This window comes from Amycolatopsis sp. NPDC049253, assembly GCF_040678995.1.
Classification (GTDB): Bacteria; Actinomycetota; Actinomycetes; order Mycobacteriales; family Pseudonocardiaceae; genus Amycolatopsis.
The window spans coordinates 573588-592622 of the sequence record NZ_JBFAQX010000003.1; the positions used below are offsets into that span (position 1 = coordinate 573588).

18 protein-coding genes are annotated in these 19035 nt (G+C 72.0%); 9 read left to right on the forward strand and 9 right to left on the reverse strand.

The genetic code is table 11. From position 1 onward, the window contains the following. Window positions 1-9 precede the first annotated feature (9 nt). The 9 genes from AB0K15_RS10240 to AB0K15_RS10280 all read left to right on the forward strand — a co-directional run bounded on the left by AB0K15_RS10240 (window position 10) and on the right by AB0K15_RS10280 (window position 9804). Window positions 10-1629, forward strand: a complete 1620-nt coding sequence (locus AB0K15_RS10240; RefSeq protein WP_364047843.1) for a dihydroxy-acid dehydratase — start codon at window positions 10-12, stop codon at window positions 1627-1629. A 9-nt stretch (window positions 1630-1638) separates the two neighbouring features. Continuing rightward, window positions 1639-2928: an FAD-dependent oxidoreductase gene (locus tag AB0K15_RS10245; protein WP_364047845.1), complete on the forward strand. Its 1290-nt coding sequence runs from the start codon at window positions 1639-1641 to the stop codon at window positions 2926-2928. Between the two features lie 3 nt (window positions 2929-2931). Beyond that, entirely contained in the window at window positions 2932-4233 is a 1302-nt protein-coding gene (locus AB0K15_RS10250; protein WP_364047847.1) for an aconitase X catalytic domain-containing protein, read from the forward strand. Beyond that, on the forward strand, window positions 4230-4646 hold the full coding sequence (locus tag AB0K15_RS10255) for a DUF126 domain-containing protein (protein WP_364047849.1): 417 nt from the start codon (window positions 4230-4232) through the stop codon (window positions 4644-4646). Before AB0K15_RS10250 ends, AB0K15_RS10255 begins: the two co-directional genes overlap by 4 nt. 157 nt (window positions 4647-4803) lie before the next feature. Next, a complete protein-coding gene (locus tag AB0K15_RS10260; protein WP_364047851.1) occupies window positions 4804-5556 on the forward strand; it encodes an SDR family oxidoreductase in 753 nt (250 codons plus the stop codon). Continuing rightward, window positions 5553-6323: an SDR family oxidoreductase gene (locus AB0K15_RS10265; protein ID WP_364047853.1), complete on the forward strand. Its 771-nt coding sequence runs from the start codon at window positions 5553-5555 to the stop codon at window positions 6321-6323. Before AB0K15_RS10260 ends, AB0K15_RS10265 begins: the two co-directional genes overlap by 4 nt. 172 nt (window positions 6324-6495) lie before the next feature. Then, window positions 6496-8151: an AMP-binding protein gene (locus tag AB0K15_RS10270; RefSeq protein ID WP_364047855.1), complete on the forward strand. Its 1656-nt coding sequence runs from the start codon at window positions 6496-6498 to the stop codon at window positions 8149-8151. Between the two features lie 12 nt (window positions 8152-8163). After that, window positions 8164-9138, forward strand: a complete 975-nt coding sequence (locus tag AB0K15_RS10275) for a phosphotriesterase-related protein (protein WP_364047857.1) — start codon at window positions 8164-8166, stop codon at window positions 9136-9138. Between the two features lie 54 nt (window positions 9139-9192). After that, window positions 9193-9804, forward strand: coding sequence for a TetR/AcrR family transcriptional regulator (locus AB0K15_RS10280; RefSeq protein WP_364047859.1), 612 nt, complete (start codon window positions 9193-9195; stop codon window positions 9802-9804). Window positions 9805-9878: 74 nt separating this feature from the next. Here the strand turns inward: AB0K15_RS10280 and AB0K15_RS10285 are convergent, their stop codons facing one another. The 9 genes from AB0K15_RS10285 to AB0K15_RS10325 all read right to left on the reverse strand — a co-directional run bounded on the left by AB0K15_RS10285 (window position 9879) and on the right by AB0K15_RS10325 (window position 19032). Then, a complete protein-coding gene (locus AB0K15_RS10285) occupies window positions 9879-10442 on the reverse strand; it encodes a GrpB family protein (protein ID WP_364047861.1) in 564 nt (187 codons plus the stop codon). 54 nt (window positions 10443-10496) lie between these two features. Then, the gene (locus AB0K15_RS10290; RefSeq protein WP_364047863.1) at window positions 10497-10697 is read right to left on the reverse strand and encodes a hypothetical protein; all 201 of its coding nucleotides are present in this window, start codon (window positions 10695-10697) and stop codon (window positions 10497-10499) included. Further along, the gene (locus AB0K15_RS10295) at window positions 10694-12559 is read right to left on the reverse strand and encodes an amidase (protein WP_364047865.1); all 1866 of its coding nucleotides are present in this window, start codon (window positions 12557-12559) and stop codon (window positions 10694-10696) included. Before AB0K15_RS10295 ends, AB0K15_RS10290 begins: the two co-directional genes overlap by 4 nt. A 341-nt stretch (window positions 12560-12900) precedes the next feature. Further along, window positions 12901-13755, reverse strand: a complete 855-nt coding sequence (locus AB0K15_RS10300) for an alpha/beta hydrolase (RefSeq protein ID WP_364047867.1) — start codon at window positions 13753-13755, stop codon at window positions 12901-12903. 154 nt (window positions 13756-13909) lie between these two features. Next, complete coding sequence (locus AB0K15_RS10305) at window positions 13910-15028, reverse strand: acyl-CoA dehydrogenase family protein (protein WP_364047869.1); 1119 nt, start codon at window positions 15026-15028, stop codon at window positions 13910-13912. After that, the gene (locus AB0K15_RS10310; RefSeq protein WP_364047871.1) at window positions 15025-16203 is read right to left on the reverse strand and encodes an acyl-CoA dehydrogenase family protein; all 1179 of its coding nucleotides are present in this window, start codon (window positions 16201-16203) and stop codon (window positions 15025-15027) included. Before AB0K15_RS10310 ends, AB0K15_RS10305 begins: the two co-directional genes overlap by 4 nt. After that, window positions 16200-17423, reverse strand: a complete 1224-nt coding sequence (locus tag AB0K15_RS10315) for an acyl-CoA dehydrogenase family protein (protein ID WP_364047873.1) — start codon at window positions 17421-17423, stop codon at window positions 16200-16202. The genes AB0K15_RS10310 and AB0K15_RS10315 overlap by 4 nt, the downstream gene beginning before the upstream one ends. A gap of 2 nt (window positions 17424-17425) precedes the next feature. Then, window positions 17426-18451: a phosphotransferase family protein gene (locus tag AB0K15_RS10320; RefSeq protein WP_364047875.1), complete on the reverse strand. Its 1026-nt coding sequence runs from the start codon at window positions 18449-18451 to the stop codon at window positions 17426-17428. Between the two features lie 128 nt (window positions 18452-18579). After that, on the reverse strand, window positions 18580-19032 hold the full coding sequence (locus AB0K15_RS10325; RefSeq protein ID WP_364047877.1) for a MaoC family dehydratase: 453 nt from the start codon (window positions 19030-19032) through the stop codon (window positions 18580-18582). Between the last annotated feature and the right edge of the window lie 3 nt (window positions 19033-19035).

The following is a 19035-nucleotide window of genomic DNA, read 5'->3' on the forward strand; positions in this document are numbered from 1 at the left end:
TGGAAATCGATGGGCTACACCGACGAGCAGATCCGGCGCCCCAAGATCGCCGTCGTCAACTCGTCGTCCGGGCTGGCGCCCTGTTTCGCCCACCTCGACGCGATCGCCGCGGCGGTGAAGGACTCGATCGACGCCGCGGGCGGGCTGGCGTTCGAAATCCGGACGGTGGCGCCGACCGACTTCATCATGGCCGCCGGCCGTGGCGGCGGCTACGTCCTCTCGGGGCGCGACCTGGTGTCCTACGACATCGAAGCCGTCGTCGACGGGGCCCAGCTCGACGGGATGGTCTGCCTGGCCTCGTGCGACAAGACCACCCCCGGGCAGCTCATGGCCGCCGCGCGCACCGACGTGCCCACGCTGGTCATCGCCTGCGGCTACCAGAGCTGCGGAGCCCTCGACGACGGCCGCCGCGTCGACATCGAGGACGTGTTCGTCGACGCCGGGAAGCTGGCGTCGGGCGCGATCGGCTTCGACGATCTCTGCGCCATGTCGGACCGGGCGATCACCGCCCCCGGCGTCTGCACCGGCATGGGCACGGCCAACACGATGCACATCGTCGCCGAGGCGCTCGGCATGGCACTGCCCGGCACCGCGCCGACCCGCGCCAACAGCGACACCATGTGGGCGGCGGTGCGGGCTTCGGGCGCCGCGATCATGGCCGCGGTCGAGGCCGGCCGGCGGCCCAGCACCGTGATGACGCCGGGCGCGGTCCGCAACGCGGTGGCCGCGGTGATCGCCGTCAGCGGGTCGATCAACGCGGTCAAGCACCTCGAGGCGATCGCCGCCGAGCTTCCCGGTGACCTCGACGTCCACGGCCTGTTCGCCGACCTCGGACGCCACGTCGGTCCGCTCGCCGCGGTGCGGCCCAACGGACCGGCGTCGATCGAGGAGTTCGACGACGCCGGCGGTGCGCGCGCGGTGCTGGCCCAGCTCGGCGATGTCGTCGACGGCTCGGTCTCGACGATGAGCGGCCGGACGATGGCCGAGAACCTCGCCGGCGTGGCGGTCGACCCCGCCGTGATCAGGGCCGAACCGATCCGGCCGGAATCGACGATCGTGCTGATGCGGGGGAGCCTCTGCCCCGGCACCGGGATCGTGAAGCTCTCGGTCACCGAGACGCGCGCACGCGCTTTCCGTGGCCCGGCCCGGGTTTACGAGTCGGCGCCGGAGGCCACGGCGGCGATCGAGCGCGGCGAGGTTCAGCCCGGCGAGGTCCTCGTGCTCCGCGGGCTCGGCGTCACCGGAACCCCCGGGATGGGCATGGCGTCGGCCGTGGTCTTCGCGCTCAACGGCGCCGGGCTGAGCGAGCAGGTCGCCTTCGTCACCGACGGGCAGCTCTCGGGGCTCGTCAACAAGGGCATCGTCGTCGGGGAGGTCACCCCCGAAGGCGGGGTTCCCGGCCCGCTCGGTGTGGTGCGCACCGGGGACGAGATCGCGATCGACGTCCCGGCCCGCACCGTCGAGCTGCTCGTGGAACCGGCCGAGCTCGAGCAGCGGCTCGCGGACTACCCCCGCACCCGGTCTCCGCAGACCTGGCCGGCTCGCCCGGGTTCGTGGCTCGGCGTGTACGCCGACGCCGTGGAACCGCTCGACCGGGGCGCGACGCTGCGCCGTTCTTCTTCGTCCTAAGGAGTTTTGTTGCCTCACGCACTGACCGACCTGCGGGTGAACACCGTCACCCGGCCCGCCGACCGCTCCGGGGAATCGCTCGAAGCCGACATCCTCGTCGTCGGTGCGGGCATCGCCGGCCTGACCGCGGCGATCGACGCGAAACGCCGCGGCCGCGACGTCGTGCTCGCCGACGCGCTTCCCGTCCTGGGTGGGCAGTGCGTGAACTCCATGATCGGGCTGTTCTGCGGGATCTACGGAAACGCTCCCGAATACCACCAGCTCACGCACGGGATCTTCGACGAGATGTTCCCGGCGCTGGAGCGTTCCGGGGACATCGCGTACAACCGCACGCATACCCAGACCGTCCCCTACGACGAGGTCGCGTTGGGCCGGTGGTTCGAGAACCTCGTCTCGGAGCTCGGGATCAGGGTCGTCCTGGGTGCTTCGATCAGCGGGGTCGGCATCGACGGCGGCGTGATCGAGCGCGTGGATTTCGCGAGCCGCTACGGTCCGGTTTCGGTGCGGGCCAAGGGGTTCGTGGACGCGACCGGCGACGCCGCACTGGCGTGGGAAGCCGGGCTGCCGTGCCGGGTGCCGGAGCGGACGGTGTGGGGCTCGCAGCAGATCCGGCTCACCGGCCTGGTCGAGTCGGCCAAACCCGACCCGGCCGAACTGGTCGCCCGCATCGACGAGAAAGCCGACCAGTACGGCCTCATCCGCCGTGACGGGCTCGCTTTCTTCTTCCCGGGACGCAACACCGCGGTGATGAACATGACCCACGTGGAAGCGCCCCTGACCGCGGTCGCGGCGGCCGAGGCGCAGCTGCGGGGGCGGGCACAGGCGGACCGGGTCGTCGAGTTCCTGCGCACCGAGTTCCCGGCGGCGTTCAAGGACGCTTCCGTGCTGGCGTACGGCTTTCCGGGCCGGCGGCAGACCCGGTGGCTCGCCGCGGACCACCAGCTCACGCTCGACGAGGTCAAGCAGGGCACCGGTTTCGAGGACGCGGTGGCGCGGACGGCGTGGCCGGTGGAGCTGCACGACCGGGCGTCGGGCTACGCTTGGGAGACGTTCGGCCCGGATCACGTGCACTACGTCCCGCTGCGCAGCCTGACTTCGCCGGACGCCCGGAACCTGGTCGCGGCCGGGCGGTGTGTCGACGGTGACGCCGCTGCTTTGTCCAGCGTCCGGGTGATGGGCCCGTGCTCGGCGATGGGCAGCGCCGCCGCGCACACGCTGGACCTGACGCTGGGCGGCGATGTCCACGACGTCGAGCTGACCGCGTTGCGTGACCGCATTCGCGACAACGTGGAGGGCTGAGCGATGGTGTGGCTCACCGATGAAGAGAAACAAATGCGCGACGGTGCCGAAGGCAACGCGGTCGCGGCGGCGATGGACCTGCTGATCCGTTACGCCGACGCGCTGGGTGCGGAACACCTGTGCCAGACCCGCAACGTCGCGGGCACGACGACGCAGCCGTCGCCGGCCAAGGAGAAGCTCGTGGCCGAAGGGGGCTGGGCCAAGGCGTTCTCGGTGATCAGCCTCGACTGCGACGACGACCTCGAGATCCCGCCGATGGCGGTCCCGACGTGCCAGCTGCAGCACGGCTTCGGCGAAGAGGCCCGCGGCATCATGCCGTACCCCGCACACAAGATCGACCTGCAGGCCGAGGCCGAGGCGTTCGCCACCAGCCGCGGGGTGAACGTGCTCGCCACCTGCACGCCGTACCAGGTCGGCAACCTGCCGACCTACGGCGAGCACATCGCGTGGATGGAATCCTCGGCCGTGGTCTACGCCAACTCCGTGCTGGGCGCGCGCACCAACTGCGAGGGCGGTGCCTCGACCGGCGCGGCGAGCCTCACCGGCCGGATCCCGTGCTGGGGCAACCACCACGTGGAAAACCGCTACGGCACGCACCTCATCGAGACCGCGGTGGCGCTCGACGGGTTCCAGGACTGGGGGCTGCTCGGCTACTTCGCCGGTGACGTCGTGCAGGAGGAGCGCCCGGTCGTCGTCGGTGAGCTCGGTGTGCCGGATCTGGCCGACCTCAAGCACTTCGGTGCCGCGGCCGCGTCTTCGGGCGGCGTGGAGATGTACCACCTGCCCGGCCGCACCCCGGACGCGCCGACGCTCGAAGCCGCGTTCGGCGGCCGCCCGATCCCGGAGCCGATCCGCTACGGCGAGGCCGAGCGGCGCGCGGTGTACGAGTCGCTCAACTCGATCGGGCAGAGCGAGGACGTCGACTTCGTCCTCATCGGCTGCCCGCACGCCTCCCTGGAGCAGATCGGCCGGGTCGCCCGCGCGCTCGAAGGCCGGACGCTGTCGGAGAGCTGCGAACTGTGGCTGATGACGCCGCGCGCACTGCGCACCGTCGCCGACCGCAACGGCTGGACCGACACCATCCGCCGCGCCGGCGGCCGCGTGCTCACCGATTCCTGCCCGGCGATGTCGCGGGTGGCGCCGAAGGGCACGAAGGTGTTCGCCACCGACTCCGCGAAGCAGGCCCACTACCTGCCCGCGATCCTCGGCATCGAGGCGTGGTTCGGCACGCTGGAGGACTGCGTCGACGCCGCCGTCACCGGCCGCTGGCGCGGCTCGCTCGCCCCCGCCGGAGCACTCCGATGACCGCCGGCGTGGTGCTCCGCGGCCGCGGCATCGTGCCCGGCCGCGTCGTCGGTGAGGCCCTGGTGTCCCACGAGACGATCTCCGGCTGGGGCGGCATCGACCCCGCGACGGGCACGATCATCGAACGCCGGCACGAACTGTTCGACGTCTGCTTCACCGGCAAGGTCCTGGTGTTCCCCGGCGCCAAGGGCTCCTCGGGCTGGTCGGGCTTCTTCCAGTCCACGCGGCTGCTCGGCACCGCGCCGCTCGCGATGGTCTTCAGCCGCCTCACGACGAAGGCCGCGCTCGGCGCGATCGTCACCCGGGTCCCCGCCGTCACCGACCTCGACGACGATCCGGTCGCCCGCATCACCACCGGCGACCTCGTCGAGGTCGACGCCGATCGCGGGCTTGTCCGGGTGCTCCCGCGCTGACGTGCGGGGCCGGCACGGAGAGTGCCGGAACCGGTCACTTCCCGTGATTTCCCGGGTGAGGTCGGGGCCGCGGACTTGAGTCCGGCCGGATCGCCGTTACCCTGCAGTCTAAGCGAGCGCTTAGCCGCCATCGGCTGCAGAACAGGAGACCAGTGCTGTGAACTCGTTCAAGGACCGCGTGGCGATCGTGACCGGCGCCAGCCGCGGGATCGGCCTCGCCATCGCGAAGGGCCTGGTCGAGCGGGGCGCGAAGGTGTGCATCACCGCGCGCAAGCCCGAGCCGCTGGCCGAGGCCGTCGCCGAGCTCGGGGGCGAGGACTTCGCGATCGCCGTGCCCGGCAAGGCCGACGACACCGGGCACCAGGACGAGGCGGTCGCCAAGACGATCGAGCGGTTCGGCAGGCTCGACATGCTCGTGAACAACACCGGCATCAACCCGGTCTACGGGTCCACGCTCGACATCGACATGGCTGCCGCGGCGAAGATCTTCGCCGTGAACGTGCTGGCGCCGATCGCCTGGACCCGGCGCGCCCGCGACGCGTGGATGGGCGAGCACGGCGGCTCGGTCGTCAACGTCGCCTCGATCGCCGGCCTGCGCGCGTCGCCCGGCATCGGCATGTACGGCGTGAGCAAGGCGGCGCTGATCCGCCTCACGCAGGAGCTCGGCGCCGAGCTCGGCCCGAAGATCCGCGTGAACGCCGTGGCCCCGGCTGTGGTCAAGACGAAGTTCGCGACCGCGCTGTACGAGGGCAAGGAGGAGGAAGTCGCGGCGGCCTACCCGATGAAGCGCCTCGGTGTGCCCGACGACATCGCGGGCGCGGTCGCGTTCCTGCTCTCCGAGGACGCGGGCTGGATGACCGGCCAGACCGTGGTCCTCGACGGCGGCGTGACCCTGGGCGGTGGCCTGTGAGCGCCGGGGTCGTCATCACGGGTGGCGGCGGCGGGATCGGCCGGGCGCTGGCCCGGCGCTTCGCGGCCGACGGCGCGCGCGTGGTCGTGGCCGACCTCAACGGCGACGCCGCCGCGGAGGTGGCCGCCGAGGTCGGTGGCACCTCGTTCACCGGCGACGTCGCGAGCGAAGACGGCGTGGCGAAGCTCCTGGCGGCCGCCCGCGAGACGCTGGGTGAGATCGACGTCTTCTGCGCCAACGCGGGCGTCGCGCCCTTCGGTGACGAGCAGTCAGGCGAAGACGACTGGGCGCGCACCTGGGACGTCAACGTGATGGCCCACGTCCGCGCGGCCAAGCAGCTGCTGCCGGCGTGGCTCGAGCGCGGCAAGGGCCACTTCATCGCCACCGCGTCGGCCGCCGGCCTGCTCACGACGCTCGGCTCGGCGCCGTACTCGGTGACGAAGCACGGCGCGCTGGCCTTCGCCGAGTGGCTTTCGGCGACCTACCGCCACCGCGGCATCACGGTGCAGGCCATCTGCCCGCAAGGCGTGCGCACGGCGATGCTGGAGAGCAGCGGCCCGCGCGGCCAGCTGCTGATGGGCGCCTCGGCGATCGACCCGGACCAGGTGGCCGACGCGCTGTTCGCGGCCATCGACGAAGGCCGGTTCCTCGTGCTGCCGCACCCGGAGGTCGCGGAGTACTACGCGCTGCGCGCCACGCAGACCGACCGCTGGCTCGGCGGCATGAACAAGCTGCAGCGCAAGATCGAGGCCCTGCCGGAGGACTGACCGGCCCGGGCCACCCCCCATGTGGCGTTCGGTGCGCCCAACGCACCGAACGCCGCATGGGGGGTGGCCGAGCCTTCTCGCGCGCCCGTCCGGGTTCGCGGGGTTGACGCACAGCCCGCGGGGTCTCTAGCGTCCCCATACCGACTGGTCGGTGTCCAAGGGAGGCCGCGGGATGAGCTGGTACGACGCGAAGCCCTGGCTCGCGAGCTACGACGAGGACCGCGCCGCCGCGAGCGACTTCACGCCGACCACGCTGCTGGCCGCCTTCCGCCGCACCGTCGCGCAGGCGCCGGAGACCACGGCGCTGGCGTACTTCGACGGCCGCGTCGCCTACCGCGAGCTCGACGAGCTCTCCGACGCGTTCGCGCGGCACCTCACCGCTTCCGGGTTCGGCCGCGGCGACCGGCTCGCGCTGGTGCTGCAGAACATTCCCCAGTTCGTGATCGCCCTGCTCGGCGCGTGGAAAGCCGGCGGGATCGTGGTGCCGGTCAACCCGATGTACCGCGCGGGCGAGCTGAGCCACGTGCTGACCGACGCCGGGGTGAAGGCGCTCGTCTGCTCACCGCAGGCGTGGCACGGGTACATCGGCGCCCTCGTGCCGGACAGCTCGGTGACGATCGCCGTGACCACGAGCGAGCTAGACCTGCAGACCCGCGACGACGAGCGCGTGCTCGGCAAGGTGCGCCGCGAGGCGACGCCGGGGGCGGCCGACCTGCTCGAGGTCGTGCGCTCGACGCCCGGCGGCCCGCCGCCCGACCCCGGGCTCGGCCTCGACGACGTCGCGCTGATCAGCTACACGTCCGGCACGAGCGGGAAACCCAAGGGCGCCACCAACACCCACGGCAACCTCGGCACCAACGCCGCGATCCTCGCCGGCTCCGGCCGCGTCGAGCCGGGCGCCACGGTGTTCGCGCTCGCGCCGCTGTTCCACATCACCGGGATGGTGTGCGAAGTCGCCTATGCCATCGAGATCGCCGGCACACTGGCGCTCGCGTACCGCTTCGAGGCGGGCGTGGTGCTCGGGGCGCTCCTGGAGCACAAGCCGGCGTACATGGTCGGCCCGTCGACGGCGTACATGGCGCTGATGGCTCACCCGGACGTCACTCCCGAGCACTTCGCCTCGTTCGACGCGCTGTACTCGGGCGGCGCGGCGCTGCCCCCGGCGGTGGTCGACGCGTTCCGCGACCGGTTCGGCCGATACCTCCACAACGGCTACGGCCTCACCGAGACCACGGCCGGCTGCGTCGTGGTGCCCAGCGGCGTCGAGGCGCCGGTCGACCCGGCCTCGGGCACGCTGTCGATCGGGCTGCCGGTGCCGGGCGTGATCGTGCGGATCCTCGCCGACGACGGCACCGAGCTGCCGTTCGGCGAAGCGGGCGAGATCGCCGTCGAGGGGCCCATGGTCGTGCCCGGGTACTGGAACCGGCCCGACGCGACGGCCGAGGCACTGCCGGGCGGGCGGCTGCTGACCGGCGACATCGGGTTCATGGACGAACGCGGCTGGGTCTACGTCGTCGACCGCAAGAAGGACATGATCAACGCCTCCGGGTTCAAGGTGTGGCCGCGCGAGGTCGAGGACGTGCTGTACACGCACCCGGCCGTGCGCGAGGCCGCCGTGGTGGGTGTGCCGGACGAGTACCGCGGCGAGACCGTGAAGGCGTACGTGAGCGTGGCGCCGGGTGCGGCGCCCGACCCCGACGAGCTGGTCGCGTACTGCCGCGAGCGGCTGGCCGCCTACAAGTACCCCCGATCGGTCGAGGTGCTCACCGAGCTGCCGAAGACCACGAGCGGGAAGATCCTGAGGCGTGAGCTGCGTGCCCGGGGCTAGGAGGACGTGACGGTGGTCGACACGGTCCGTGGTGCGGTGGAGCCGGCGGCGCTGGGCAAGGTGCTGATGCACGAGCACATCTTCGTGCTGAGCCCCGAGTTCGTGGCCAACTACCCGGACCACGAAGGGTTCGACGAGTCCGTGCACGTGCCGGAGGCGATCGCGAAGCTGCGGGCGCTCAAGGACGCCGGGATCGACACGATCGTGGACCCGACCGTGGTCGGGCTCGGCCGCTACGTGCCGCGCGTGCAGAAGGTCGCCGCCGAGGTGGGCCTGCAGATCGTCGTGGCCACCGGGCTGTACACCTACAACGAGTTGCCGCACTACCTCTCGCTGCGCGGGCCGGGCACGATGCTCGGTGGTGACGACCCGCTGGTCGCGATGTTCGTCGGCGACATCACCGACGGCATCGCCGGCACGGGCGTGAAGGCCGGGATCCTCAAGTGCGCCACGGACGAGCCCGGCATGACGCCCGGCGTCGAGCGGGTGCTGCGTGCGGTCGCGAAGGCGCACCGGGCCACGGGCGTGCCGATCATGACCCACACGCACGCGGGCACCCGGCGCGGGCTGGAGCAGCAGGACGTGTTCGAGTCCGAGGGGGTGGACCTGAGCCGGGTGCTGATCGGGCACTGCGGCGACTCGGCCGACCTCGGCTACCTCACGGCCCTGGCCGACCGCGGTTCGCTGCTCGGCATGGACCGCTTCGGCGTGGACGTCTACCTGCCGTTCGAGCAGCGCGTGGCGACGGTCGCGGCGATGTGCGAGCGCGGGTACGCCCGCAGCATGGTGCTCTCGCACGACGCGTCGTGCTACTTCGACTGGCTCGAGGCACCGGTGCGCGAGGCCGTGCTGCCCAACTGGCACTACCTGCACATCACCGAAGACGTGCTCCCCGCGCTGCGCGAACGCGGCGTCAGCGAAGCCGACCTCACCACGATGCTCGTCGGCAACCCGCGCCGCCTGCTCGACCACGGGGGCGCGTATTGACCGGCCGCGGCCGGTAGGCTGGCAGTTCTCTGAGTTCCCGGAGGGGGTGTGGCGATGACCCGGGCCGGCACGCGCAAGGCCGTCGTCTCCGACGAGTCGCCCGCGGTGCCTCGCCGCCTGCTTCAGCACGCGACGAAGCTCTTCGCGAAGAAGGGGTTCGACCGCACGTCGGTGCAGGAGATCGTCGAGGCCGCCGGCGTCACCAAGGGCGCGATGTACCACTACTTCGGCTCCAAGGACGACCTGCTCTACGAGATCTACGCCCGTGTGCTGCGCGAGCAGACTTCCCAGCTCGAGCGCGTCGCCTCCAGCGCCGCGCCGCTGCGCGAACGCCTGGCCGCCGCCGCGTCCGACGTGGTCGTCAGCAGCATCGACAACCTCGACGACAACACCATCTTCCTGCAGTCCATGCACCAGCTCAGCGCCGACAAACGCAAGGCCGTGCGTGCCGAACGCCGCAAGTACCACGAACGGTTCCGCCGCCTGATCGAAGAAGGCCAGGCCTCGGGCGAGTTCCGCACCGACAAGCCCGCCGACCTGGTCGTGGACTTCTTCTTCGGCTCGGTCCACCACCTGGGCACGTGGTACCGGCGGGGCGGGTCGCTGTCGGCGCGCGAGGTGGGGGACCAGTTCGCGGATCTGCTTCTGTCGATGTTGCGGCCGTGACTTCGGCCTCGGCTCCGCCGAGGCGTGCGAGATCGCCTTTGCGCGATCTCGAGCGGTGGCCGGGTGGGGGCACCTCACTCAGTGGGCGTGACCATCACTCCGTGGCAGGCCAGGACGCGGGTGACGAAGGCCGTTTTGCCCGCGGTGTAGGCCTCGCGGTCGGTGGTTTGCGTGGTGAGGCGGCGTTTCAAAGCGGCGTACTCGGCGACCGCAGCCGGGTCCGCGCGCAGGGCGTCGCGGAAGGTGAGTTGTGCCTGCCAGCGCGGGTGGCCGGCCGGGAGCACGTGGAGGTGGGCCGTCCGGTGCTCACCGGTGGCGTCGGGAAGCACGAAGAAGCGGCGCCAGGGCGAGGCGACGTCCAACGACGGCGGGACGTACGCCCAGCCGTCGGCCGAAAGGGCTGCACCGGCGGAAGCCACCACCGCATCGACGTCCGACACCGACGCCATCACGTCCACCACCGGTTTCGCCGCCAACCCGGGCACCGACGTGGACCCGACGTGCTCGACCCCGTGGACCAGCCACGGCTCCAGCACCACCGCCAGCCGCGCGCACAACGCCGCACCGCGTGCCGGCCACGCGGGGTCGGGTGCGGTGACGTGTGGTTTCTCGTAGGCCCAGGCCGGCGGATCACTCACAGCGGGCACGCTACCGGCGGGCACCGACAGTTTTCGTCGGTGCCCGCCGGCGGTTCACGGGCGGGGTGACCCGGTTCGACCCGGCACGGTTTCGTCCGCCGGGTCGAACGGGAGGTACGTCGTGCCCAGCCGGGGAGCCCAGCCGATCGTCAGCGGGGGCACGGCGGGGGTCTCCGCGTGCTGCGGGAGGAACCCGATGTCCACCGGGGTCGAGAAGTCCACGGTCAGGAACCGGGTGGGTTCGGCGACGCTCACGAGAGAGCCCTCCTGATCGCTTCCTCGCCCAGGATCGGGTCGTTGGTCGGGTCCTCGGCGGCCGGGGCCAGGGCGCGCGGCGCCAGCTTCGGGGTGAGGGTCCCGAAGACCGGGTCCGGCGGGGCCGCGGTGTGGTACTCGGGGAAGTGCGCCTGGTAGTCGACCATGGATTGGACCAGGGCGGGCTCCGCGAAGCGCGGCCCCCAGAACTGGGCCGAGATCGGCAGGCCCGCGGTGTAGCCGACGGGGAAGCTCACCATGGGCCAGCCCAGCGCGTTGGGCACCTGGTAGTACGCCCGGTACACCGGGAAGCCGGGACCACCGCCGGCGCGTTCGCCGATCACGTCGCCCAGGGCCAGCACGAGCATGAAGTCGACGCCGGCGTCCTCCAGCGCGCGGGTGTAGTTGGCGATGAGCCGGCGCCGCCGCTGTTCGCCTTCGTAGCGGACCGAGGCGGGGATGCCGCCGTTGAAGCGGTCGGCGCTCGCGAAGCTCGCCGCCGCCTCGCCGGGCGCGCGCCGGCCGTACTGGCTGGTGAGGGTCGCGACGGCGTCGGCCGTCGGGATGCCGCTCGCGCAGAAGTCCGCCACCGCCGCGACGAACCGGACCTCGTAGCGGTTCGCGTTCACCACCGCGGCCGAGGGCGACACGGGCGATCCGTCCACCGTCGCCAGCACGTCCGCCGACGCGAAGTACGGGTTCTGCGCGGGGTCGGTCATGTCCAGACCGGGGAACTCCTTCACCTGCGCGCCCAGGCTCTTCAGCTGTCCCACCAGCCGGTTGAACGCCTTCAGGTGCTCGGCGCCGTAGGTGTCCTGCGGGCTGACCCCGGTCTTGATGGTGCCGCCGACGTTCATCCAGTCCGTCTGCGGGATGCCGATCGTCAGGCCCTGCAAGGGAGTCCGCCCGGGCCGCGGCGACGACGGGATCGCCGGGAACGGCAGGGGCGCCGAAAGCGTCTGCGGGTCGTTCACCGGGTCCGGGCCGAGGATCGTGCTCAGGATCAGCGCGGAGTCCCGTGCGCTGCGGGAGATCGGGCCGAGCACGTCGTACCCCGGCGAGAGCGGCATGAGCCCGGCGATCGACACCGTGCCCAGCGACGGCTTGATCCCGCTGGCGCCGTTGGCGGCCGACGGCATGATGATGCTGCCGCCCGTCTCCTCGCCGATGCAGGCCGCGGCCAGCCGCGCGACGGGCGCGACCCCCGAGCCCTGGCTCGATCCGCCCGGCACGTGCGACGGGCTCCAGGCGTTGCCCGCGAACGTGCCGGTGATCGAGCCGGAGAACGCCGAGCAGATGGTGTTGCCCAGCAGCACCACGCCGGCCGCGCGCAGCCGGGCGACGACCGTGGCGTCCTGCAGCGCCTTGTTGCCGGTGAACGCCGGGCTGCCGTCCTGCGCGTTCAGGCCTTTGATGCCCACGGAGTCCTTGATGCCCATGGGGATCCCGCACAGCGGCGACAGGTCGCCGCCGTGCCGGCGCCAGGTGGAGATCCGCTGGTCGGCGGCTCGCGCGGCGGCGAGCGCGCCGGCGGTGTCGACGCGCACGAACGCGTTGTACGCGCCGTTGTCGCCGTAGACCTCGAAGGGCCCGTTGAGCTTCGCGATCCGGCCGAGGTAGGCCTGGGTGATTTCGACGCTCGACGTGCGGCCCGCGCGCAGCAGCGCGGCGAGCTCGGTGATCTCGTAGTCCACGAGCCGGCCGCGGTGGGGGATCTGGTTCACCGACGGCAGCGCCGGGCCGCCTGCCGGCGCCGCGCTCGCCGGCGCCGCACCCAGCGTGAGGGACAGGGTGCCGCCGGCGACCGCCGCACCGGCGCCGCCGAGCACGGATCTGCGCGTGAGTCTTCCTGGTTGTGCCACGTACTGCCTCGCTTCTGAAACCGGTGGGGAAGGGCAGGCGAGACGCTAGGGCCCCGCGGTTGCGCGAGCGTTTCGGATATAACGAGCACATTTCCAGTCCGGACACACCGGCTGATTTCGAGGAACCCTTGCCCGACAACGAGGTCCTCCCGCCCCCGCACGCCTCCACCCACCGTGGTCCACACCGGAACCCGACCACGGCGCGAGATCGCGCCGGCTTCCGGATTGAGCGGTGCGATCGGCCCCCCGGCCGATCCGACCGCTCAATCCGGAAGCCGGCTCAAGGCGATCTCGCACGCCTCGGCGGAGCCGAGGCAGACAACACAGCCGAGGCAGAGGACTCAGTGCCGGTTCAAGTGGTCCAGCAGGCGCGGCAGGATGACCTCCCCGGCCTCCTCCGGCAGCCAGTGACTGGCCCCTTCGACGACCTCGAACTCGTACTCGCCGTCGACGTACGAGCGGGTCAGCTCGGCAGCCGTGCGGCCCAGGTACGGGTCTTCGCTGCCCCACAGGTACAGCGTCGGCACGGAGATGCGCCCGGCGGGGATGTCGAACTCGCTGGCGGCCGGGCCGCGGTACCAGTTCAGCGTGGCGGTCAGCGCGCCCGGCTCGGTCAGCCGGGTGATGTTGCGTTCGACCAGGTCGGCGGGCACGCGGTCGCCGTACGCGGCGCGCAGTTCGGCGGCGTCGTCGGCGAGGAGGGAGGCTTCGGCGCGGCCGTCGAGGTGGCGGAAGAACCGGATGTAGCCGAGGTCGCGGAACTGGCGCGTGTCGTCGGTGGCGGCGCGGTGCAGCGCGGCCGGGTGCGGGGTGGTGAGGACCGTCAGGGACCGCAGCTGGTCGGGGTGCGCGCTGGCGAACGCCCAGCCGACCATGCCGCCCCAGTCGTGCGCGACGAGGTGGAAGCGGTCGGACCCCAGCGCCGCGGCGAAGGCGATCACGTCGGTGATGAGGTGGCGCACGGAGTACTGGTCGATGTCCAGCGGCCGCGCGCCCGAGGCGTAGCCGCGCTGGTCGACCGCGACGGCGCGGTAGCCGGCCGCGCCCAGTGCCGCGAGTTCCGTGGTCCACGAATCGGCGAACTCCGCCCATCCGTGCAGCAACAGGACGAGGTCCCCGGACGCGGGGCCGGCGGCGAGCGCGCTGTGGCGGTGGGTGCCGACGGTGATCGTCAGCTGCTCGGTGCCCGGGACCATGATCACCAGGCTAGGAAGCCGAAGCTTCCGGCCACCACAGGAAAAAGTGCACTCTTGCCGCCTGTTCGTACGTGCCGGGCACCACCGTCCACAGTGTCCACCACGCGCGGGGGCCCCGCCAGCCGAAACGGCGGGCGGGGCCCCGAAACCGACGTCAGGCGGGCAGATCCACGAGATCCGCCAGGCGCGCGCGGTGCCGGCCCGGCGTGCCGAACGCGAGCTCGTCGCTCTTGGCGCGCTTGAGGAACAGGTGCGCGGGGTGCTCCCACGTCATGCCGATCCCGCCGTGGAGCTGGATCGCCTCCTCCACCGCGTGCACCGCGATCGGCGCGACGCGCGCCTGCGCCACGGCCACCGCGATCGGCACGTCGTAGCCGCCGGCGAGCGCGTCGGCCGCGTACCGCGCCGTCGCCCGCGCGTTCACCAGGTCCGTGTACAGGTTCGCCAGCCGGTGCTTGAGCGACTGGAACCCGCCGACCGGGCGCCCGAACTGGTAACGGCCCTTGAGGTAGGTGACGGTGGTCGTCAGCGCCCACTCCGTGAGCCCCGTCTGCTCCGACGCGAGCAGCCCCGCCGCCGTGGTCAGCGCGGTGTCCAGCGCCGCCTCCGCGGCCGCGCCGCCGACGACGAGGCGCGCCGCGGCGTGGTCCAGCCCGACGTCGGCCACGCGTCGCGTGAGGTCCAGCGACACCAGTTCGGTCACCTGGGCCGCCGAGGCCTCCACCGCGTACAGCCCCGGCCCTTCGGGCCCGGTCGCGGGAACCACGAGCAGCTCGGCCACGGACGCGTCGACGACCGTGCCGGCGCGCCCGCTCAGCGTCCCGTCGTCGTCCACGGACACCGTCGCCGGGAAAGCCGCGCCCGGTGCGGTCGACAGCGGCACGGCCAGCGCGCCCGTGAGCTCGCCCCCGGCGAGCCGGGGGAGCAGCTCGGCCGCAACCGAACCGCCCGCCGCCAGCAGCGCCGACGTCGCCAGCACCGCACTGCCGAGGAACGGCACCGGGGCCACGCTGCGGCCCAGCTCTTCGAGCACCACGGCCGTCTCGCGCGCCGAAGCGCCGTGCCCGCCGAGCTTCTCGGGCACCATCAGCCCGGCCGCACCGAGGTCGGCGGCGAGCGTCTTCCACAGCTTCAGGTCGTACGGCTCGGCCGTCTCCACGCGCGCCAGCAGGGCGGCCGGCGCGGCCCGGTCGGTGAGCAGGTCCCGCACCGACGCGCGCAGGTCCTCCTCGACGTCGGAGTACAGCAGGTCCGGGGTGGGCAGCTCGCTCATCGCGGCAGGTCCTTCCAGGCGACGTCCTTGTCCACCCGCGGCTCGGACGGCAGCCCCAGCACGCGTTCGGAGATGATGTTGCGCAGGACCTCCGAGGTCCCGCCCTCGATCGAGTTGCCCTTCGCGCGCAGGTAGCGGTAACCCGCCTCGCGCCCGAGGAAGTCGACCTTCTCCGGCCGCCGCAGCGTCCAGTCGTCGTAGCGCAGGCCCTCTTCGCCGAGCAGCTCGATCTCCAGCCCGGTCAGCTTCTGGTTCAGCTCGGAGAACGCCACCTTCATCGCGGAACCCTCCGGCCCCGGCGCACCGGCCGTGAGCTGCTGGCGCAACCGGGAAGCGGCCAGCCGCAACGACTCGGCCTCCGCCCAGTGCTGCACGAGCCGGTCGCGCAGCTCCGGCGTGCGCAGCTCGGGCCGCTCGCGCCAGGTCTTCGAGACCATGCCGATCAGGCCGCCTTCCCGCGGCAGCGCGTTGCCGCCGATGGCCACGCGCTCGTTCATCAGCGTGGTCTGGGCGACCTTCCAGCCCTCGCCGACGGCGCCGAGGCGCTGCGTGTCCGGGATCCGCACGCCGGTGAGGAACACCTCGTTGAACTCGGCCTCGCCGGTGATCTGGCGCAGCGGCCGCACCTCGACCCCGGGCGCGGTCATGTCGCACAGGAAGTACGTCATGCCCTGGTGCTTCGGCACGTCCGGGTCGGTGCGCGTGACGAGGATGGCCCACTGCGAGTTGTGCGCGCCGGAGGTCCACACCTTCTGCCCGGTCACGACCCAGTCGTCGCCGTCGCGCACCGCGCGCGTGGCCAGCGCGGCGAGGTCGGAGCCGGCGCCCGGCTCGCTGAACAGCTGGCACCACACTTCCTCGCCCGTCCACAGTGGACGCAAGTAGCGCGTGCGCTGCTCTTCGGTGCCGAAGGCGAGGATCGTCGGCGCGGCCATGCCGAGGCCGATGCCGATGCGGCGCGGGTCGTTGTCCGGCGCGCCGGCCGCGGCGAACGCGGCGTCGACCACCGGCTGCAGCGCGCGCGGTGCGCCCTGGCCGCCGAGGCCCTCGGGGAAGTGCACCCACGCCAGGCCCGCGTCGTAACGGGCGCGCAGGAACTCCAGCCGGTCGGTGGTCTTCGGGTCGTGCGCGGCCAGGAACCCGGCCACCTGCGCCCGGAGGTCGTCGGGGGTCATCGGCCCGCCTCCGCCCGGTACTTCTTGAGCTCACGACGCGCCAGCGAGCGCTTGTGCACCTCGTCCGGTCCGTCGGCCAGGCGCAGCGTGCGCACGCCCGCCCACAGCTCGGCCAGCGGGAAGTCCTGGCTCACGCCACCGGCGCCGTGCGCCTGCACGGCCTTGTCGAGAATCCACTCCACCGTGATCGGGGTCGAGATCTTGATGGCCTGGATCTCGGTGTGCGCGCCCTGGTTGCCCACGGTGTCCATCAGCCACGCGGTCTTGAGCACCAGCAGCCGCTGCTGCTCGATGCGCACGCGTGACTCGGCGATCCAGTCCTGCACCACACCCGACTCGGCGATCGGCTTGCCGAACGTCTCGCGCGAGAGCGTGCGGCGGCACATCAGCTCCAGTGCCCGCTCGGCCATGCCGATCGCGCGCATGCAGTGGTGGATGCGGCCGGGCCCGAGCCGGGCCTGGGCGATCGCGAACCCGGCGCCCTCGTTGGCGATGAGGTTCTCGGCCGGCACGCGCACGTCCTCGAACAGCACCTCGGCGTGGCCGCCGTGGTCGCCGTCGGTGTAGCCGAACACGTGCATGCCGCGCTTGATCGTCACGCCCGGCGTGTCACGCGGCACGAGGATCATGCTCTGCTGCTGGTGCGGCTGGGCGTCCGGATCGGTCTTGCCCATCACGATCATGATCTTGCAGTTCGGGTTCATCGCGCCGGAGATGAACCACTTGCGGCCGTTGACCACGTACTCGTCGCCGTCCCGGCGGATGCTGGTGGCGATGTTGCGCGCGTCGGACGAGGCCACGTCGGGTTCGGTCATCGCGAACGCGGAGCGGATCTCGCCGTCGAGCAGCGGCTGCAGCCACTGCTTCTTCTGCTGCTCGCTGCCGAACATGTGCAGCACTTCCATGTTCCCGGTGTCCGGCGCGGCGCAGTTCACCGCGGTCGGCGCGAGCCGGGGGCTGCGGCCGGTGATCTCGGCCAGCGGCGCGTACTGCAGGTTCGTCAGGCCCGCGCCGTCCTCACCGGGCAGGAAGAAGTTCCACAGGCCGCGCTTGCGCGCCTCGGCCTTGAGCTCCTCCACGACCGGCACCGACGACCAGGGGTCCTCGCGCTCGGCGAGCTGCTCCTCGAAGACCGGTTCAGCGGGGTAGACGTGCGAATCCATGAACTCGAGCAGCTGCCCGCGCAGCTCCTCGGTGCGCGCGTCGAACGCGAAATCCATGACTACTTCTCCTCTTTGAGCGTCTCGTAGCCGTGCGAGACGAGCGGGGCCACGGCGTCGCCGATGCCCTCGAACCCGGACCCGACGGTCTGGCCCTTGCTGTAGCGGAAGTAGATGCCTTCCAGGATCACTGCGAGCTTGAAGAACGCGAAGCTCACGTACCAGTTGAGCGCCGACACATCACGGCCGGAGCGCTCGGCGTAGCGGGCGATCACCTCGTCGGGGCTCGGGTAGCCCGGCGCCGAGCTCGCGTTGGACACCATCTGCAGCGACACCTTGTCGCGCTCGGCGTAGGCCACCATCAGCGCGAGGTCGGTGAGCGGGTCGCCGAGGGTGGACATCTCCCAGTCGAGCACCGCGGTGATGCGGTCGTCGCCGTCCACGAGCACGTTGTCGAGCCGGTAGTCGCCGTGCACGATCGTGGCCGGCCCGGAGGCCGGCAGCTTCGCGGCGAGGCTGTCGTGCAGCTCGTCGGCGCCGGGCAGCTCGCGGCTGCGCGAGCCGTCGAGCTGCTTCTTCCAGCGGCGCAGCTGGCGTTCGAGGAAGCCGTCGGGCCGGCCGAAGTCGCCGAGCCCCACCGCTTGCGGGTCCACGGCGTGCAGGTCGACGAGCGTGTCCACGAGCCGGAACCCGATCTCGCGCGTGCGCTCGGTGCCCAGCTTCTCGAGCTCGGAATCGGTGCGGTACGGCGTGCCGGCAACGAACTCCATCACGTAGAACTGCGCGCCGAGCACGTCGGCGTCCTGGCACAGCACGACGGTGCCCGGCACCGGGACCGCCGTGCCGGCCAGACCGGAGATCACCTTGAACTCGCGCGCCATGTCGTGCGCCGTCGGCAGCACGTGGCCGAGCGGCGGCCGCCGGACGACCCAGCGGTGCGTGCCGTCGCCCACGATGTAGGTGAGGTTCGAGCGGCCGCCCTGCACCACTTCGGCGGTCAGCTCGCCGGTGACCAGGCCGGGCCGCTGCTCGTCGAGGTAGGCGCGCAGGCGGGCCAGGTCGAGTCCTGGCGGGTCGGACGGGGTCATCGGGCCTCCTCGGGAATCACCGGGCCACGCTACCGACTAGTCGGTATGTCGTACAGCCACCGGCCCGGATGTCCCCGGGCCGGGTGCCTCTCGCGTGGTCAGGCGGGTTGTCGGGCAGTGCTGCGGGGTCAGGCGATCAGGCGGGCGACGAACTCGGCGACGCAGGCCGGCTTGGCCTCGCCGTCGATCTCGACGGTCCACCGCACCACAGCCTGCTTGCCACCGGGTACGTCTGTCACCTCGAGCAGGTCCGCGCTGCCGCGCACCTTCGCCCCGACCTTCACCGGCTGCGGGAACCGCACCTTGTTGAGGCCGTAGTTGATGCCCATCTTCAGTCCGTCGACGCGGTAGACCTGCGAGCCGAAGTGCGGCAGCAGGGACAGCGTGAGGAACCCGTGGGCGATCGTGGTGCCGAACGGTCCCGCCGCGGCCTTCTCGGTGTCGAGGTGGATCCACTGGTGGTCGTCGGTGGCGTCGGCGAACTGCTGCACCCGCTCCTGCGTGACGGTGAGCCACTCGCTCTCGCCGAGGTGCTCGCCCGCCGCGGCGGCGAACTCGTCGATGGTCGTGAACACGCGCATGGC

Coding starts and splice junctions, on each gene's coding strand:
- AB0K15_RS10320 (WP_364047875.1), bottom strand. CDS start 18,451: ATGACCCCGTCCGACCCGCCAGGACTCGACCTGGCCCGCCTGCGCGCC.
- AB0K15_RS10300 (WP_364047867.1), bottom strand. CDS start 13,755: ATGGTCCCGGGCACCGAGCAGCTGACGATCACCGTCGGCACCCACCGC.
- AB0K15_RS10270 (WP_364047855.1), top strand. CDS start 6,496: ATGAGCTGGTACGACGCGAAGCCCTGGCTCGCGAGCTACGACGAGGAC.
- AB0K15_RS10310 (WP_364047871.1), bottom strand. CDS start 16,203: ATGACCCCCGACGACCTCCGGGCGCAGGTGGCCGGGTTCCTGGCCGCG.
- AB0K15_RS10305 (WP_364047869.1), bottom strand. CDS start 15,028: ATGAGCGAGCTGCCCACCCCGGACCTGCTGTACTCCGACGTCGAGGAG.
- AB0K15_RS10255 (WP_364047849.1), top strand. CDS start 4,230: ATGACCGCCGGCGTGGTGCTCCGCGGCCGCGGCATCGTGCCCGGCCGC.
- AB0K15_RS10280 (WP_364047859.1), top strand. CDS start 9,193: ATGACCCGGGCCGGCACGCGCAAGGCCGTCGTCTCCGACGAGTCGCCC.
- AB0K15_RS10240 (WP_364047843.1), top strand. CDS start 10: ATGGGCTACACCGACGAGCAGATCCGGCGCCCCAAGATCGCCGTCGTC.
- AB0K15_RS10325 (WP_364047877.1), bottom strand. CDS start 19,032: ATGCGCGTGTTCACGACCATCGACGAGTTCGCCGCCGCGGCGGGCGAG.
- AB0K15_RS10315 (WP_364047873.1), bottom strand. CDS start 17,423: ATGGATTTCGCGTTCGACGCGCGCACCGAGGAGCTGCGCGGGCAGCTG.
- AB0K15_RS10250 (WP_364047847.1), top strand. CDS start 2,932: ATGGTGTGGCTCACCGATGAAGAGAAACAAATGCGCGACGGTGCCGAA.